Genomic DNA, 16,388 nt, shown 5'->3' with positions numbered 1-16,388 from the left:
TCGCAGGATTTATCGCTACCAGAAGGACGACCGCATTCAGGGAGGAACTGGCGTGGCCGACAATCCGCTTTACGACATTCGCGATGAGCGCTTCGCTGCCATGGTCATCGGCAGCGCCGCGCTCGAGGAGCTTTATTCCGGCTGCCGCTGGACGGAGGGCCCGGTCTGGTTCTCCGACCTGAACTGCCTGCTCTGGAGCGATATCCCGAACGAACGCATGATGCGCTGGACGCCGGATGGCACGGTCTCCGTCTTCCGCTCGCCTTCCAATTACGTCAACGGCAATACCCGTGACCGGCAGGGCCGGCTCATCTCCTGCGAACATGGCGGCCGCCGAGTCACCCGCACGGAAATGGACGGCAGCATCACCGTCCTCGCCGACAGCTACAAAGGCAGGAGATTGAACTCGCCGAACGACGTCGTCGTCCACTCAGACGGCGGGATCTGGTTCACCGATCCGACCTACGGCATTCTCTCGGACTATGAGGGTCATAAGGCTGAACCTGAGCAGCCGACCCGCAACGTCTACCGCATCGACCCCGCAAGCGGCGCGACAGAGGCGGTCGTGGAGGATTTCATCCAGCCGAACGGCCTTGCCTTCTCGCCCGATGAAACGAAACTCTACATTGCCGATTCGGGCTCGGGCAAACATGAAGTGCCATGCCATATCCGGGTCTTCGATGTCGTCGACGGCAGAAAGCTTGCCAACAGCCGCTATTTCTGCAGCCTCGATGCCGGCCATCCCGACGGCTTTCGTTTCGATGTCGGCGGCAATCTCTGGACGAGCGCGGGTGATGGTGTGCATTGCTTCTCACCCGATGGAACGCTGCTCGGTAAGGTCAAAGTGCCGCAGACGGTGTCCAATCTCACCTTTGGCGGCCCTAAGAAGAACCGGCTCTTCATCACCGCGACCCGTTCGGTCTATTCGATCTATACCAAGACGAACGGGGCACAATATCCGTAACTTATGGAAGCACGACGGCGTGCGTGCGACAGGCATGCCTGACGATATCGCCGCTGGCGGCGGGGCGGCGTTGCCGCCGGCGCGTCATCTGCAAGGGGCGGCAGCGGTTCCGGATGACGACCTGTACGAAAAAAGCTAAAGCGCATCACATGAATCAGATTTGATGCGACGCGCTGGAGCGCTCGCGCCTCGATGCATCAAGGAGGACTACCCGATGATCCGATTTTCACGCGCCAAGGGGAGCCGCACGGCTCCTGGTGCCACGACCGGGAGAGCCTGAGATGCGTTCCGTCGTTTCCTTCAACGAGGGCTGGAGTTTCCACGAGGGCTTCGGCCAGCGCCTGCTCGAAAACTTCGATGCGGCCAAGCCGGTCAGCCTGCCCCACACCGCCGTCGAACTACCCTTCAACTATTTCGATGAGAAGGACTATCAGCGCGCCTTCACCTATCAGAAGGTGCTCCGTTGGCTACCGGAATTCGAGGATCGCGAGGTTTCGCTGATCTTTGACGCCGCCATGGCGGACAGTGTCGTCTATCTCAACGGCGAGCAGATTATCGCTCACAAAGACGGCTACACCCCCTTCGAAGCCCGCCTCACCGGCAAGCTGGTGAAGGGCGAAAACCTGGTGACCGTCAAGATCGACGGCAGTGAAAATCCCGCCATCCCACCTTTCGGCGGTCGCATCGATTACCTGACCTATGCCGGCATCTACCGCGATGTCTGGTTGAAGGTCACCGACCCAGTCTCGATCCGCAACCTCAAGGTCGAAACATCAGACGTTCTCGCCCCTCAGAAATCGGCGACGGTCCGCGTCGACATCGCCAATCCCGAGCGCCGCAGCTTCTCGGCGACCGTCACGGCTACGCTGAAGCAGGCCGACGGCACGGTGATCGCCACTGCAGCGACTGAAACGATCGGCGACCGCACGACGCTTTCCTTCGGCGGTCTCACCGGCATAGCACTCTGGGACATCACCAATCCGACGCTCTATGAGGTCACGGTCGAAGTCAGGACCGAGCACGGCTCCGACCGCCTCTCCACCCGGTTCGGCTTCCGCACCGCCGAATTCACCCCGGAAGGTTTCCTGTTGAACGGCAAGCCGTTGAAACTGCGCGGCCTCAACCGCCACCAGGCCTTCCCTTATGTCGGTTATGCCGCCGGCCGGTCCGCCCAGGAGCGCGACGCCGACATCATGAAGAGAGTGCTGAAGTGCAATATCGTCCGCACCTCGCATTATCCGCAGTCGAAATGGTTTCTCGATCGTTGTGATGCGATCGGCCTAATGGTCTTCGAGGAAATCCCCGGCTGGCAGCATATCGGCGATGCCGACTGGCAGAAGGAATCGATCGAGAATGTCCGCCGCATGATCGAGCGCGACTGGAACCATCCCTCGATCATCATCTGGGGCGTGCGCATCAACGAGTCGCAGGATAGCCACGACTTCTACGTTGAGACCAACCGCTTGGCCCGTGAACTCGACAGCACCCGCCAGACCGGCGGCGTGCGTTATATCACCGAGAGCGAATTGCTCGAGGACGTCTACACGATGAACGACTTCATCCTCGGCAATGAGGAATTGCCGGGCGCCAACCGTCCGCGCACCGTGCTGCGCGGCCAGCAGGAAAATACCGGGTTATCCCGCAAGGTGCCGTACCTCATCACCGAGTTCAACGGTCACATGCACCCGACGAAGATTTATGATCAGGAACAGCGCCAGGCCGAGCATGTGCGCCGTCATCTCGAGGTGTTGGACGCCGCCTATGGCGATCCGGATATCTCGGGCGCCATTGGCTGGTGCATGTTCGATTACAACACCCACAAGGATTTCGGCTCCGGCGACCGCATCTGCTATCACGGCGTCATGGACATGTTCCGTGAGCCCAAGTTCGCGGCCTATGCCTATATCAGCCAGTGCGACCCTTCCGAGGAAATCGTCATGAAGCCGGTGACCTTCTGGGCGCGCGGCGAGCGCAATATCGGCGGCGTGCTGCCGCTGATCATCCTGACCAATTGCGACGAGGTGGAACTGCAATATGGCGCGCTTTCCAAGCGCATCGGTCCGGATCGCGAGAACTACCCGCACCTGCCGCATCCGCCCGTCGTGCTCGACCACCGGCACTTCACTGCCGATGAGCTCGGCACCTGGGGGCTCGAATGGATCGACGGCACCTTTACCGGTTATATCGGCGGCCAGCCGGTGGCGAGCCTGACGCTGGCTGCCGATCCTTTACCGACGACGCTTGAGATCGTTGCCGACAGCCAGACGCTGAAAGCCCGCGAACGCGACAGCACCCGCGTCATCATCCGCGCCCTCGACCAGTGCGGTCAGCGCCTGCCGTTCATGAACGACTGCATTTCGCTGAAGGTGCATGGCCCGGCAAAGATCGTCGGCCCGACCAATGTGCCGCTGCAGGGCGGCACATCAGGCTTCTGGCTGGAGGCGACCGGGCTGGTGGGAGACATTACCGTCGAGGCTGTCTGCTCACGTTTCGCGCCGGTGACCCTCAGCGTAACAGCCGTCGCCTGACGCATAAGCCGAACTGAAGGTGTTGGAGCGCTCTTGCCACGTCTTATCGGACACGCGGCGCTCCGCCTTACGGAATCCGCGCCTGTGTTTCCGGGTCGAAGAACACAGCCTTGTCGAGATTGAAGGCGAGGCGTGTGTGCTGGCCGGGTGCGATGCCGGCATCGGCGCGCAGTCGGGCGACCACTTCCTTGCCGCCGAGCTTGGTGACGGCGAAGGTGTCGGAGCCGGCGGGTTCGACGACCTCGATCAGGCAGTCGCCTTCGGTGAGCGAGCGGGCATTGCGGTCGGCGCCGTCGGGGTCGGTCAGTGCCTCCGGGCGGATGCCGAAGATCACCTGCCGGCCGGCATAGGAGGAAAGACCGTTTGCGATTGTCGTGACCGGCAGCCTGAGCGGAGCGGCGTTCGGCCGCTCGAGCGAGACGGCGAGCCCACCGGCGCCGTTTTCGACCGAGGCCTTGACCAGGTTCATCGCCGGTGAACCCATGAAGTCGGCGACGAACATGTTGGCGGGATTGTTGTAGATCTCGGCCGGCGTGCCGAACTGCTGGACGATGCCGTCCTTCATCACGGCGATGCGGGTGGCGAGCGTCATTGCCTCGATCTGGTCGTGGGTGACGTAGACGATGGTCTTGCCGGTCGCCTGATGCAGTCGCTTGATCTCGATGCGCATGTCGACGCGCAGCTTGGCGTCGAGGTTGGAGAGCGGTTCGTCGAACAGGAAGAGCTTGGGATCGCGCACCAGCGCCCGGCCCATGGCGACGCGCTGGCGCTGGCCGCCCGACAGCTGGCTCGGCTTGCGGTCGAGCAGATGGCCGATCTGCAGCACCTTGGCGACCTTGTCGATCGCCTGCTTGCGCTCTTCCGGCGGCACGCCGCGCATCTCCATGCCGAAGGCGATGTTGCCCGCCACCGTCATGTTCGGATAAAGCGCATAGGACTGGAACACCATGGCGATGTCGCGCTTGGAAGGATGCAGGCCGTTGACGGCGCGCCCGTCGATCCGGATCTCGCCCGCGGTGATCGTCTCCAGCCCGGCGATGGTGTTGAGCAGGGTCGACTTGCCGCAGCCGGACGGGCCGACCAGCACCAGGAAGCCGCCCTTTTCGAGTTCGAGATCGATGCCCTTGAGGATGTCGACGGCGCCGAAGCGCTTTCTGAGGCCGGAGATTTCCAGGAAAGCCATGGGTTACCCTTTGACTGCGCCCGCCATCAGGCCACGCACGAAGTAGCGGCCGGCGAGGATATAGACGATGAGCGTCGGCACGGCGGCGATCATCGCCGCCGCCATGTTGACATTGTATTCGACCACCCCGGTCGAGGTGTTGACGACATTGTTGAGCGCCACCGTCATCGGCATGGAGTCACCGGTGCCGGCATAGGCCGAGGCAAACAGGAAGTCGTTCCAGATATTGGTGAACTGGTAGATGACGGTGACGACGATGATCGGCAGCGAGTTCGGCAGCATGATGCGGCGGAAGATCTGGAAGAAACTGGCGCCATCGACCTGGGCGGCCCGCACCAGCTCGGTCGGGAAGGCCTCGTAGAAATTGCGAAAGAACAGCGTCGTGAAGCCGAGGCCGTAGACGACATGGACGAAGACCAGATTGACCGTCGAATTGCCGAAGCCGAAGTTAAAGCCGGTGGCGTTCTGCAGCGTCACCCCAAAGCGACCGAGCGAGCCGAGGATGGTCGCCATCGGCAAGAGCACCGACTGGAACGGAATGAAGCAGGCAAACAGCATCAGCCCGAACACCAGCGTATGGCCGGGGAAGCGCCACTTGGTCAGGACATAACCGTTCAGCGCGCCCATGAAGGTGGAGATCGCCACTGCCGGCACCACCATCTTGATCGAATTCCAGAAGTAGCCCTTGATGCCGGCGCAGGTCAGCCCGACGCAGGCCTCGCCCCAGGCCTTCACCCAGGGATCGAAGGTCGGCGCCTGCGGCAGCGCCAGCATGTTGCCGTTCTGGATCTCGTCCATCGTCTTGAACGAGGTCGTCAGCATGACGAAGAGCGGCATCAGGTAGAGGATGGCGAAGATCACCAGCAGGCCGTAGATGACGAGGCGGCCGATCCAGCGGGCGCTGTTGCCGCGCTCCGCTCCTGCGCCCGCCGCAGCCGATGACGACGTGCCGATCGAAGAGGTGAGGCTGCTCATCGGGCCTTCTCCTTCAGTTCGGAATAGAGATAGGGAACGATGATCGCCGAGATTGTCATCAGCATGATGATGGCGCTGGCCGAGCCGACGGCCATCTCGTTGCGCTTGAAGGTATATTCATACATGAAGTTCGACGGCAGCCAGGCCGAGCCGCCCGGCCCGCCCGAGGTCAGCGCCACCACCAGGTCGTAGGACTTGATCGCCATATGGGCGAGCACGATGAAGGCCGACAGGAAGATCGGCCGCAACAGCGGAATGACGATGCGCCGATAAAGCTGGAAGGGCGACGCCCCGTCGATCTGCGCCGCCTTCATGATCTCGCCGTCGATGCCGCGAAGACCCGCGAGGAACATCGCCATGACGAAGCCCGACGCCTGCCAGACACCGGCGATGACGACGGTGTAGATGACGAAGTCCTTGTTCTTGATCCAGTCGAAGTGGAAGCTCGTCCAGCCGAAGTGGTGCAGCGTCTGCTCCAGCCCGAGGCCGGGATCGAGGAACCACTTCCAGGCCACCCCGGTGACGATGAAGGAAAGCGCCATCGGATAGAGGAAGATCGGCCTGAGCAGCCCCTCGCCGCGGATCTTCTGGTCGAGCAGGATGGCCAGCAGCAGGCCGAGTGCCAGACAGATGCCGACATAGAGGAAGCCGAAGATCGCCATGTTGGTGATCGAAGTGTACCAGGAGGATGGCGGGTCGCTCTCGAAGGTCCAGCGCCACAGCCGCTGATAAGCGCGCGCGCCGGTCAACGCATAGGAGGGGAAGGTCTTGGAATTGGTGAAGGAGAGATAGGCCGTCCAGACGATGAAGCCGTAGACGAAGATCAGCGTGATGACAAAGCTCGGCGCCAGCACGATCTTCGGCAGCGCATCCTGCAGCCGGCCCCTGAGTGAGACCCGCGTCGCTTGCCGCGGCGTCAGAACCGGATCGGTGGTCGCAACTGTGCTCATGGAATGTCATCTCCTCCCTGTATGTCGTCATGGGGGGCTGGCCCGCATGCCCCTCCCCGCATGATCGCCCCGCATATCCGTCAGGGGCTGCAGCTTCCCCGCGACGACGCGGGGAAGCGTGTTCATCGGCGGCGGCCTCAGCGGGCGTCGTCGATCGCCTGGACGAGCTGGGTCACGGCTTCGTCCGAGCTCTTGATCTGGCCGTGGACGAACTTCGAGACGACGTCCTTATAGGCATTGGCGATTGCCGGAGGCGCGCCATAGCCCTGGGCGAGCGAACCGAACAGCGTGCCGCCCTCGTTGGCGGCCTTCAGATCGGCGATGCCCTTCTTGCCGCAGGCGTCGAAGTCGGTGTCGGGAACGTCGGTGCGGGCCGGAACCGAACCCTTGACGACATTGAAGGCCGACTGGAAGCTCTTCGACAGCGTCGCCGTCGCCAATGCCACCTGCGCCGCCTTGCGGTCGTCGGGAACGTTGAACATCCCGAACATGTCGGAGTTGTAGATCACGCTGCCTTCGGTGCCGGGGAAGCGGTAGCAGAGGAAGTCTTTATCCGGCGTCTTCTTGGCGGCGACGAATTCGCCCTTGGCCCAGTCGCCCATCACCTGCACCAGCGCGTCACCCTTGATGACCATCGCGGTCGCCAGGTTCCAGTCGCGGCCGGAGAAGTTCGGATCGACATATTTGACGATCTTGGCGAGGTTGTCGAAGGACTTCTTCATCGTGTCCGACTTCAGCGACGCCTCGTCGAGGTCGTTGAAGGCCTTCTTGTAGAACTCCGGCCCACCGGTCGACAGCACGATGGAATCGAACATCGTCGCCTCCTGCCAGTTCTGGCCGCCGAGCGCCAACGGGATGACACCGGCAGCCTTGGCCTTGTCGAGCAGCGCGATCAGGTCGTCGAAGCTCTTCGGCTGGGTGCCGCCGATCTTGTCCATGACAGCCTTGTTGATCCACAGCCAGTTGACCGAATGGACGTTGACCGGGGCTGCGACCCACTTGCCGTCATAGACGGAGAACTTCTGCAATGCCGCCGGCACCGACTTGTCCCAGCCTTCCTTCTTGGCCGTCTCCGTCAGGTCACCCATCACGCCGGCCTGGGCATAATCGAGCACGGTGTACCCCAGCATCTGCGAGGCCGTCGGATAGGTGCCCGCCGCCACCATCGCCTTCAGCGCCGTCATCGCCGCATCACCACCGCCGCCGGCAACCGGGACGTCCTTCCAGGCAAAACCTTCCTTCGATAGATCCTGCTTCAGGACGTTCAAAGCCGCTGCCTCGCCCCCCGACGTCCACCAGTGCAGCATCTGCACTTCCTTCACGTCGGCAGCATGGGCCACACCCAAACCAGCAACCATCACGACAGCAATCGCCGCCGAGCTCATGAACTTGCGCATGAATTTCCTCCCGTTTGAAATTGGCGGCAGGACCCTCCCCGCCACCAGATGCGTCCCGCCATTGCAGCAGTCGGCATGAAGCCGCGCTCCTCCGCGCGGTTAACAATTTAAAACGTTATAAGCTCTTGGTCGTCAAGCCCTTTCTCGACTCCCGAGAAAAATATGGCTATTGCCATAACCTGTTGAATTACATTCAAATAGTCCAAAAGGATAATGAGGTGTTAAAATTTAAATCGTTTTCATTGCCGGATTGCGCACCTGAGTCATCGTGTTATTGTATCGGCAATTCCAGCATGGAAAGCCCAGAGTGACCGAACCGTCCCGGCCGCATCGCGGCGAAAATCTCGATCTCGCCCGCAAGCGCGGCAAGCCGACCTTGCGGACGATCGCCACCATCGCCGGTCTGGCGGTGACGACGGTGTCACGAGCACTTTCCGATGCGCCGCAGATTTCGCTCGAGACCCGCCAACGCGTGCACCGCATCGCCCGCGAGATCGGTTATCTTCCGGATCGGGCGGCGCAGCGTCTCAAGACGGGCCGCACCAATGTCGTCGCCATCCTGCTCGATCCCCACGAGGAGGTGGTCGGTTTCACCACCTCGATCATGTACGGCATCGCCAAGGCGCTGAAAGAAACACCCTACCATCTTGTCGTCGCCCCGAACTTCTTGTCGACGACCAACGCCGAAGCCGCCGAATACATCATCCGCAACCACCTTGCCGACGGGCTGATCTTCACGCGGACCGAGCCGCTCGATGCCCGCGTCCGCCTGCTGCTCGAAGCCGGCTTTCCCTTCATCTGTCACGGCCGCACCGAATTTTCGACACCGCATCCCTATGTCGACTACGACAATTTCACCTTTGCCTATGAAGCGACGCGCCGGCTGATCGCCAAGGGCCGCACCAAGGTGGCGGTGATCCTGCCGCCGAAACGGCTGACCTTCTGCCAACATATCCTGCACGGCTTCATGACGGCGGTGCGCCAGGCGGGCGTCGCCTATGATATCCCCGAGACAGTCGATCTCGACACGCCGGCGGATGTGCTTCGCGACTTCATCCGCAACCGCGCCGCCGCCCCGGGGGCTTCCGATGGCTTCGTCTGTCCCGGCGAAGTTTCGGCGCTTGCGGTCATCAGCGGCATGAACGATGCCGGCCGCACACTCGCCGGCGACTACGACATCGTCGCCAAGGAGACATCCCGCCTTCTCACCCAGTTGCACCCGAAGGTCGACACGATCCACGAGGATTTGACGGCGGCAGGAGAGGATCTCGGCCGCATGCTGCTGCAGCGCATCAATAATCCCGACGCCGAGGATTTGCACCTCCTGCTGCCGCCGCAGATCAACTTTCCGATCGAAGGGCGGTCATATTAAAACTGTTTTCATGGCGCGTGATTTGACTTAGAAGCACCACGTAATCCGGTCGCAGCCCACCCGGTCAAAACAAGGGATCCAAAATATGAAAACCATCGTTGTCTGCTCCGGCGGACTCGACTCTGTTTCGCTTGCCCACAGAATGGCGGCGGAAGAACAGCTTATCGGCCTCGTCTCCTTCGACTATGGCCAGCGGCATCGCAAGGAACTCGACTTCGCCGCCAAATGCGCGGCGCGGCTTGCCGTTCCCCATCATATCATCGACATCGCCGCCCTCGGCGGCCATCTCAGCGGATCGGCCCTGACCGACAATGTCGATGTTCCGGACGGCCACTACGCCGAGGAAACCATGAAGGCCACTGTGGTGCCGAACCGCAACGCCATCATGCTGGCGATCGCCTTCGGCTTGGCGGCCGCACAGAAAGCGGATGCCGTTGCCGTCGCCGTGCATGGCGGCGACCACTTCATCTACCCAGACTGCCGTCCGGGCTTCATCGATGCTTTCCAGCGCATGCAGAACGAGGCGCTCGACGGTTATGCCAGCGTCAAGCTGCTCGCACCCTATGTCGAGGCTTCCAAAGCGGCGATCGTGGCCGATGGCGCAAAACATGGCACGCCCTTCGCGGAAACCTGGTCCTGCTACAAGGGCGGCAATTTCCATTGCGGGCGTTGCGGAACCTGCGTCGAACGCCGCGAAGCCTTCCATCTTGCCGGTGTCGCCGATCCCACGGAATATGAGGACAGCGACTTTTGGAAAGCGGCGGTGTCGCAATATGCCACGACGGAGGTGCGTTGATGTACCGCATCACCAAGGAATTTCATCTCTCCGCCTCGCATCAGCTGGACCATCTGCCGGGCGATCATCAATGCGCCCGGCTTCACGGCCACAACTATATCGTGGTCGTCGAGCTCTCTGCCGAAACCCTCAATGACGACGGCTTCGTTCGCGACTATCACGACCTCTCACCGCTCAAGCGCTATATCGACGAGGCTCTCGATCATCGCCATCTGAATGACGTGTTCGGTCATTCGAAAGTCACCTCCGAGTTCCTGGCCAGGCATTTCTACGACTGGTGCAAGCAGCGCTTCCCCGAAACTTCGTCCGTCCGTGTCAGCGAGACGCCCAAGACCTGGGCGGAGTACAGACCATGAGCGCGGAGACCATCCGCATCAGCGAGATCTTCGGCCCGACCATACAGGGCGAAGGCGCATTGATCGGGTTGCCGACGGTGTTCGTCAGGACGGGCGGCTGCGACTATCGCTGCTCCTGGTGCGATAGCCTTCACGCGGTCGACAGCGCGTTCCGAGATCAATGGATGCCGATGTCCGTCGAGGCGATCTGGCAGGAGGTCACCAGACTTTCCGGAAGCAGACCATTGACGGTTTCCCTTTCCGGGGGCAATCCCGCTATCCAGCCCCTGGGGGCGCTGATCGAACTCGGTCATTCCCAGGGATATCGCTTCGCGCTGGAAACGCAGGGAAGTGTGGCGCGGAACTGGTTTCGCGATCTCGATGTTCTGGTGTTGAGCCCCAAGCCGCCGTCGAGCGGGATGCAAACCGATTGGGGTGATATCGACGACTGTCTACGGCTGTCCGCCGGCGGGCCGGAGATCGCGCTGAAAGTCGTCATCTTTGATGATGTCGACTACGCATTCGCGCGAGAGGTGGGCCAGCGCTACCCTTGTATTCCCCTGTACCTTCAGCCGGGCAACCATACACCGCCGCCGCCCGAAGACGACGACGCGCGCATCGATATCGACGGCGTGATGGATCGCATGCATTGGCTTGTCGAGAAGGTGACGGTCGACCGATGGTTTGCGCCGCGCGTCCTGCCGCAGTTGCACGTGCTGCTTTGGGGAAACAAACGAGGCGTCTGAGCCCGCCTAAAGGGTGTCGCGCTCTTTCGATTCGCTCCACGCTTTAGGGTCTTTGTTCTTACGCAATTCGTTGTCGCAAAATCGCTGCGCACTTTTGCGCGACATGCTCTAGCGTGCCGGAAAAGCGAAGACATCGACAGGCTCTCCGAGCCCGCGCAGCGGGAAGGTGCCGAGACTCTCCATGTCTTTCGCGCAACCCGCCATTTCGACGAAGGCGCGCGACAAGAGCACCGGACGCCTGACCTCCTTGGTCAGGCTTTCCAGCCGCGAGGCGACATTGACCGCCGGGCCGATGACGGTGAAATCCAGCCGTCGGCGCGACCCGATATTGCCGTACATGACGTCACCGACATGCACACCGACGCCGTAACGCAGCGGTTCGCGTCCCGTGCGGCGGTGCTCCTCGTTCAGCTCGGCCATTGACGCCTGCCCCTCGCGGATCGCCTGCAGCAGATCGAGACAGGCCGTTTCCTTGGCCAACGGGAAGATCGCCAGCAGCCCGTCTCCCATGAATTTCAGGATTTCCCCGCCATGCCGTTCGATCGGGTCCGACATGGCGTCGAAATAGTCGTTCAGCAGATGGATCACGTCGTCGCGCGGCCAGAGATCCGAGATCGCCGTGAAGTCGCGCAGATCGCAGATCATGATGGCCGCGCCGACGGTCGCGCCGCTGCCGCGGGTCGTGACACCCGACAGGATATGCTCGCTCGCATGCGGCCCCACATAGGTCTGCAGCAGCGTCCGCGCCATGATGTTCTTCAGCCTGATCTCGCTGACGAGCGTTAGCGCCGGCAGGAGATCGCGCAGGAAATCGGTATGCTCGCTCGTAAAACCGCCAGGCCGAGACGTAGAAAATGTCGCGACGTGGCGTTTGCCGAAAGTGTGCTCGATCGGCCAGGCGATGTACTCCGTAAGGCCGTCGTTACGCATCTCCTGAAAGAACGGATCCTCGTCGGCGTCGGCCTTGCCTTCCAGCTGCCTGCGCACCTCCTCTGCCCCCTGATGGATCGCGTTGACGGGGCTCTTCAGGAACTCCGGCGTGTTTTCGACACCATAGGCGAATGTGTTGATCTTCGCCTCCGCCATGCCCTCCTTCCAGAGGATGCGGGCGCCTATCCATTGTGGATGGTTCGTCCTGAAATGCAGCGTCGCGCGCGCCACAGGCACTCCGGCCGCCAACAGCTTCTCGCACATTGCCACCAGGATGTTGTCGATAAAGCGCTCGCCGCGCGTCTCGTTCACCAGCCAGTCGAGGATCCGCCTCCTGCGGATCGGCCAAGTGCCTTCGTCCGTCTCAACAACAGCCCCGGCCTTGTTCAAAAAAGAGGACATCGAAACCCCACTACGCCGCATCACCGACGAATACCGAATTCAGTTTCCGTGAATGTGGTCGATGGCGAAGCAAAAGATAAGGGGAGACTGCAATTAAGTCTCAGAAATCCCAGTCTTCATCTTCGGTAGCCACTGCCTTGCCGATGACATAGGAGGACCCGGAGCCGGAGAAGAAGTCGTGGTTCTCGTCGGCATTCGGCGACAGCGCCGACAGAATCGCCGGATTGACCTTGCAGGCCTCAGTCGGGAACAGCGCCTCGTAGCCGAGGTTCATCAACGCCTTGTTGGCGTTGTAATGCAGGAACTTCTTGACGTCTTCGCTGAGCCCGACGCCGTCATAGAGCGCCTCGGTATATCTCGCCTCGTTGTCGTAGAGTTCGAGCAAGAGGTCGAAAGCGAAATCCTTGATCTCCTGCCGGCGCTCTTCGGACAACAGCTCCAGTCCGCGCTGAAACTTGTAGCCGATATAATAGCCGTGCACCGCCTCGTCCCGAATGATCAGCCGGATCATATCGGCCGTATTGGTGAGCTTTGCCCGGCTCGACCAGTACATCGGCAGATAGAAGCCGGAATAGAACAGGAAGCTCTCGAGGAAGACGCTCGCGACCTTCTTCTTCAAGGGATCGCCGGAGGCATATTGCTCCATGATCAGCGCCGATTTCCGCTGCAGGAATTCATTCTCTTCCGACCAGCGATAGGCATCGTCGACATCTGGCGTCAGGCAGAGCGTCGAGAAGATCGAGGAATAGGAGCGTGCATGCACCGCCTCCATGAAGGAGATATTGGAGAGCACTGCCTCCTCGTGCGGTGTTGCCGCGTCCTCCATCAGCTTGACGGCGCCGACGCCGTTCTGGATCGTGTCGAGCAGCGTCAATCCGGTGAAGACCCGGATCGTGAGCTGCTGCTCGGCCGCAGTCAGGGTTGCCCAGGAGGGGATATCGTTCGACAGCGGCACCTTCTCCGGCAGCCAGAAATTGCCGGTGAGGCGATTCCAGACTTCGAGATCCTTGTCGTCCTCGATGCGGTTCCAGTTGATGGCGCGGACGCGGCTGATCGGCTTTACGGCTATGTTCATGATGATGAGGTCTTTCCAATAGATTGTTGGCGTTCGCAGCCGCCTCACCCTACCCTCTCTCCGAGGGGAAAGGGGATGTCGCGCCTGCCGCAGATGTCTTCTCCCCATCGGGGGAGAAAGTGCCGGCAGGCGGATGAGGGGCCACTCGCGCAAAGGCTCGCGGCCGAAATCAAATCACAGCGTACAAGACACACACCCCTGCACCTCGGTGCCCGACAGCGCCATCTGGCGAAGGCGGATGTAGTAGATTGTCTTGATGCCCTTCTTCCAGGCGTAAATCTGCGCCTTGTTGATATCGCGCGTCGTCGCCGTGTCGCGGAAGAACAGGGTCAGCGACAGGCCCTGATCGACGTGCTGGGTCGCCGCCGCGTAGGTATCGATGATCTTCTCCGGCCCGATCTCATAGGCGTCCTGGTAAAAGTCGAGATTGTCGCTGGTCATGAACGGCGCCGGATAATAGACGCGGCCGATCTTGCCTTCCTTGCGGATCTCGATCTTCGAGACGATCGGATGGATCGAGGAGGTCGAGTGGTTGATATAGGAGATCGATCCCGTCGGCGGCACCGCCTGCAGGTTCTGGTTATAGAGGCCGGAGGCCATCACCGCCTTCTTCAGCGCAAGCCAGTCTTCCCTCGTCGGAACGGGGATGCCTGATTTGTCGAACAACGCCTGCACCTTTCCGGTCGCCGGCTTCCATTCCTGCTCCGTATATTTGTTGAAATATTCCCCCGAGGCATATTTCGAATTCTCGAAGCCCTTGAAGCTGGTGCCGCGTTCGACCGCCAGCAGGTTCGAGGCGCGGATCGCGTGGTAGGTCACCGTATAGAAATAGATGTTGGTGAAATCGACGCCTTCCTCGGAGCCGTAAAAGATGCGTTCGCGGGCGAGATAGCCGTGCAGGTTCATCTGGCCGAGGCCAATCGCATGGCTCTCGTCATTGCCTTTCTCGATCGAGGGAACCGAGGCGATATGGCTCATGTCCGACACCGCCGTCAGCGCCCGGATCGAGGTCTCGATCGTCTTACCGAAATCGGCTGAATCCATCGCCGCTGCAATGTTCAGCGAGCCGAGATTGCAGGAAATGTCCTTGCCGAGATCCTTATAGGAGAGGTCGTCATTATATTCGCTCGCCTCACTCACCTGCAGGATCTCCGAGCAGAGATTGCTCATGGAGATGCGGCCGGCGATCGGGTTCGCCCGGTTCACCGTGTCCTCGAACATGATGTAGGGGTAACCGCTCTCGAACTGGATTTCGGCGATCACCTGGAAGAATTCCCGCGCCTTGATCTTCTTCTTCGAGATACGGGCGTCCGCCACCATCTCCCGGTACTTTTCCGTCACCGAGATCTCGGTGAAGGGTACGCCGTAGACCCGCTCCACGTCATAGGGTGAGAACAGGTACATGTCCTCATTGTTCCTGGCGAGCTCGAAGGTGATATCAGGCACGACGACGCCGAGCGACAGCGTCTTGATGCGGATCTTCTCATCGGCATTTTCGCGCTTGGTGTCGAGGAAACGCATGATGTCGGGATGATGCGCGTTGAGATAGACCGCGCCCGCGCCTTGGCGCGCGCCGAGCTGGTTGGCGTAGGAGAAGCTATCTTCCAAGAGCTTCATCACCGGGATGATGCCGGAGGACTGGTTCTCGATCTGCTTGATCGGCGCGCCGGCCTCGCGGATATTCGTCAGCGACAGCGCCACGCCGCCGCCGCGCTTCGATAGCTGCAGTGCCGAATTGATCGACCGGCCGATCGATTCCATATTGTCCTCGACCCGCAGCAGGAAGCAGGAAACGAGTTCGCCGCGCTGCTTCTTGCCGGCATTCAAGAAAGTCGGCGTCGCCGGCTGGAAACGCCCGGAAATGATCTCGTCGACCATGTCACGGGCAAGCGCCTCATCGCCCCGCGCCAAGGTCAGCGCCACCATGCAGATGCGGTCCTCATAGCGCTCGAGATAGCGCTTTCCGTCGAAGGTCTTCAGCGTATAGCTGGTGTAATATTTGAAAGCGCCGAGGAAGGTCGGGAAGCGGAATTTCCGCGCATAGGCCTGATCGAACAGGCCGCGGACGAAATTGAAGGAATACTGGTCGAGAACCTCCCGCTCGTAATAGCCCTCGGTCACGAGGTAATCGAGCTTTTCCCGGAGATTGTGAAAGAACACGGTGTTCTGGTTCACATGCTGCAGGAAATACTGCTTGGCCGCCATGCGGTCCTTGTCGAGCTGGATCCTGCCCTCATCGTCATAGAGGTTCAGCATCGCGTTCAGTGCGTGATAGTCGAGTGTTTCGGCCGCTTTAAGTGGTTTTGCGCCTGTATCCCGCGTCAGATTTGTTCCCGTGTCCAAAATCGTCCCATCCCGTCTTTGACATTGGCGACATCCTCGGCTGTTCCCAGGAGCTCGAACCGGTAGAGGTACGGCACCTGGCACTTCTTCGAGATGACGTCGCCGGCAAGCCCGTAGGTCTCGCCAAAATTGCTGTTGCCCGCGGCAATCACGCCGCGGATGTTGGAGCGGTTTTCCGCCTCTTTGAGGAAACGGATCACCTGCTTGGGCACGGCGCCCTTGACGATCCCTGGGCCGCCGTCCCCACAATAGGTGGGCGAGATCAGCACATAGGGTTCGCGAATGTGGATGTCTTCAGCGCCGACGGGAATGCGCGTCGCGCGCAATCCCAACTTCTCGACGAAACGATGGGTGTTCCCGGATCGGCTGGAATAATAGACGATCAGCCCCAC

The 16,388-nt window shown here is 60.9% G+C and carries 14 protein-coding genes; 6 read left to right on the top strand and 8 right to left on the bottom strand.

Annotation, left to right across the window (positions count from 1 at the left end; all coding sequences use genetic code 11):
* Nucleotides 1-52 precede the first annotated feature (52 nt).
* Nucleotides 53-964, top strand: a complete 912-nt coding sequence (locus tag J7U39_RS00160) for an SMP-30/gluconolactonase/LRE family protein (protein ID WP_210629729.1) — start codon at nucleotides 53-55, stop codon at nucleotides 962-964.
* A 281-nt stretch (nucleotides 965-1,245) separates the two neighbouring features.
* A complete protein-coding gene (locus J7U39_RS00155) occupies nucleotides 1,246-3,492 on the top strand; it encodes a glycoside hydrolase family 2 TIM barrel-domain containing protein (protein ID WP_210629728.1) in 2,247 nt (748 codons plus the stop codon).
* Between the two features lie 67 nt (nucleotides 3,493-3,559).
* On the opposite strand, the gene J7U39_RS00150 is transcribed toward J7U39_RS00155, so the two are convergent.
* The 4 genes from J7U39_RS00150 to J7U39_RS00135 form a co-directional block, all read right to left on the bottom strand.
* The gene (locus J7U39_RS00150) at nucleotides 3,560-4,675 is read right to left on the bottom strand and encodes an ABC transporter ATP-binding protein (RefSeq protein WP_210629727.1); all 1,116 of its coding nucleotides are present in this window, start codon (nucleotides 4,673-4,675) and stop codon (nucleotides 3,560-3,562) included.
* A 3-nt stretch (nucleotides 4,676-4,678) separates the two neighbouring features.
* Nucleotides 4,679-5,650 (bottom strand): carbohydrate ABC transporter permease, encoded by a 972-nt coding sequence (locus J7U39_RS00145; RefSeq protein WP_210628220.1) that lies wholly within the window; start codon nucleotides 5,648-5,650, stop codon nucleotides 4,679-4,681.
* On the bottom strand, nucleotides 5,647-6,600 hold the full coding sequence (locus tag J7U39_RS00140; protein ID WP_210628221.1) for a sugar ABC transporter permease: 954 nt from the start codon (nucleotides 6,598-6,600) through the stop codon (nucleotides 5,647-5,649). Before J7U39_RS00140 ends, J7U39_RS00145 begins: the two co-directional genes overlap by 4 nt.
* A 137-nt stretch (nucleotides 6,601-6,737) precedes the next feature.
* Nucleotides 6,738-7,997: an ABC transporter substrate-binding protein gene (locus J7U39_RS00135; RefSeq protein WP_210629726.1), complete on the bottom strand. Its 1,260-nt coding sequence runs from the start codon at nucleotides 7,995-7,997 to the stop codon at nucleotides 6,738-6,740.
* Nucleotides 7,998-8,304: 307 nt separating this feature from the next.
* On the opposite strand from J7U39_RS00135, the gene J7U39_RS00130 reads away from it, so the two are divergent.
* The 4 genes from J7U39_RS00130 to queE all read left to right on the top strand — a co-directional run bounded on the left by J7U39_RS00130 (nucleotide 8,305) and on the right by queE (nucleotide 11,246).
* Entirely contained in the window at nucleotides 8,305-9,369 is a 1,065-nt protein-coding gene (locus tag J7U39_RS00130; protein WP_210629725.1) for a LacI family transcriptional regulator, read from the top strand.
* A gap of 85 nt (nucleotides 9,370-9,454) precedes the next feature.
* Complete coding sequence (queC, locus tag J7U39_RS00125) at nucleotides 9,455-10,165, top strand: 7-cyano-7-deazaguanine synthase QueC (protein WP_210629724.1); 711 nt, start codon at nucleotides 9,455-9,457, stop codon at nucleotides 10,163-10,165.
* On the top strand, nucleotides 10,165-10,521 hold the full coding sequence (queD, locus tag J7U39_RS00120) for a 6-carboxytetrahydropterin synthase QueD (RefSeq protein ID WP_210629723.1): 357 nt from the start codon (nucleotides 10,165-10,167) through the stop codon (nucleotides 10,519-10,521). Before queC ends, queD begins: the two co-directional genes overlap by 1 nt.
* Nucleotides 10,518-11,246 carry a 7-carboxy-7-deazaguanine synthase QueE gene (queE, locus tag J7U39_RS00115; RefSeq protein ID WP_210629722.1) on the top strand — a complete coding sequence of 243 codons (729 nt, stop codon included), beginning with the start codon at nucleotides 10,518-10,520 and terminating at the stop codon, nucleotides 11,244-11,246. Before queD ends, queE begins: the two co-directional genes overlap by 4 nt.
* Before the next feature lie 108 nt (nucleotides 11,247-11,354).
* Here the strand turns inward: queE and J7U39_RS00110 are convergent, their stop codons facing one another.
* The 4 genes from J7U39_RS00110 to nrdI form a co-directional block, all read right to left on the bottom strand.
* Nucleotides 11,355-12,578 (bottom strand): adenylate/guanylate cyclase domain-containing protein, encoded by a 1,224-nt coding sequence (locus J7U39_RS00110; RefSeq protein WP_210629721.1) that lies wholly within the window; start codon nucleotides 12,576-12,578, stop codon nucleotides 11,355-11,357.
* 100 nt (nucleotides 12,579-12,678) lie between these two features.
* On the bottom strand, nucleotides 12,679-13,653 hold the full coding sequence (gene nrdF, locus J7U39_RS00105; RefSeq protein WP_210629720.1) for a class 1b ribonucleoside-diphosphate reductase subunit beta: 975 nt from the start codon (nucleotides 13,651-13,653) through the stop codon (nucleotides 12,679-12,681).
* Nucleotides 13,654-13,827: 174 nt separating this feature from the next.
* Nucleotides 13,828-15,996, bottom strand: a complete 2,169-nt coding sequence (nrdE, locus tag J7U39_RS00100) for a class 1b ribonucleoside-diphosphate reductase subunit alpha (RefSeq protein ID WP_210629719.1) — start codon at nucleotides 15,994-15,996, stop codon at nucleotides 13,828-13,830.
* Complete coding sequence (gene nrdI, locus J7U39_RS00095) at nucleotides 15,975-16,388, bottom strand: class Ib ribonucleoside-diphosphate reductase assembly flavoprotein NrdI (protein ID WP_210629718.1); 414 nt, start codon at nucleotides 16,386-16,388, stop codon at nucleotides 15,975-15,977. The genes nrdE and nrdI overlap by 22 nt, the downstream gene beginning before the upstream one ends.

Origin of the sequence: Rhizobium sp. NLR16a (assembly GCF_017948245.1) — a bacterium.
In the GTDB taxonomy this organism is placed as follows: Bacteria; Pseudomonadota; Alphaproteobacteria; order Rhizobiales; family Rhizobiaceae; genus Rhizobium.
Note: the sequence above shows the minus strand (reverse complement) of the source record. Positions and strands in the feature narration are given on the sequence as shown.

Bases quoted from the DNA above. Each gene is read 5' to 3' on its own strand.
- J7U39_RS00155 (WP_210629728.1), top strand. From the start codon at position 1,246: ATGCGTTCCGTCGTTTCCTTCAACGAGGGCTGGAGTTTCCACGAGGGC.
- J7U39_RS00150 (WP_210629727.1), bottom strand. From the start codon at position 4,675: ATGGCTTTCCTGGAAATCTCCGGCCTCAGAAAGCGCTTCGGCGCCGTC.
- J7U39_RS00145 (WP_210628220.1), bottom strand. From the start codon at position 5,650: ATGAGCAGCCTCACCTCTTCGATCGGCACGTCGTCATCGGCTGCGGCG.
- J7U39_RS00140 (WP_210628221.1), bottom strand. From the start codon at position 6,600: ATGAGCACAGTTGCGACCACCGATCCGGTTCTGACGCCGCGGCAAGCG.
- J7U39_RS00135 (WP_210629726.1), bottom strand. From the start codon at position 7,997: ATGCGCAAGTTCATGAGCTCGGCGGCGATTGCTGTCGTGATGGTTGCT.
- queC (WP_210629724.1), top strand. From the start codon at position 9,455: ATGAAAACCATCGTTGTCTGCTCCGGCGGACTCGACTCTGTTTCGCTT.
- queD (WP_210629723.1), top strand. From the start codon at position 10,165: ATGTACCGCATCACCAAGGAATTTCATCTCTCCGCCTCGCATCAGCTG.
- queE (WP_210629722.1), top strand. From the start codon at position 10,518: ATGAGCGCGGAGACCATCCGCATCAGCGAGATCTTCGGCCCGACCATA.
- J7U39_RS00110 (WP_210629721.1), bottom strand. From the start codon at position 12,578: ATGTCCTCTTTTTTGAACAAGGCCGGGGCTGTTGTTGAGACGGACGAA.
- nrdF (WP_210629720.1), bottom strand. From the start codon at position 13,653: ATGAACATAGCCGTAAAGCCGATCAGCCGCGTCCGCGCCATCAACTGG.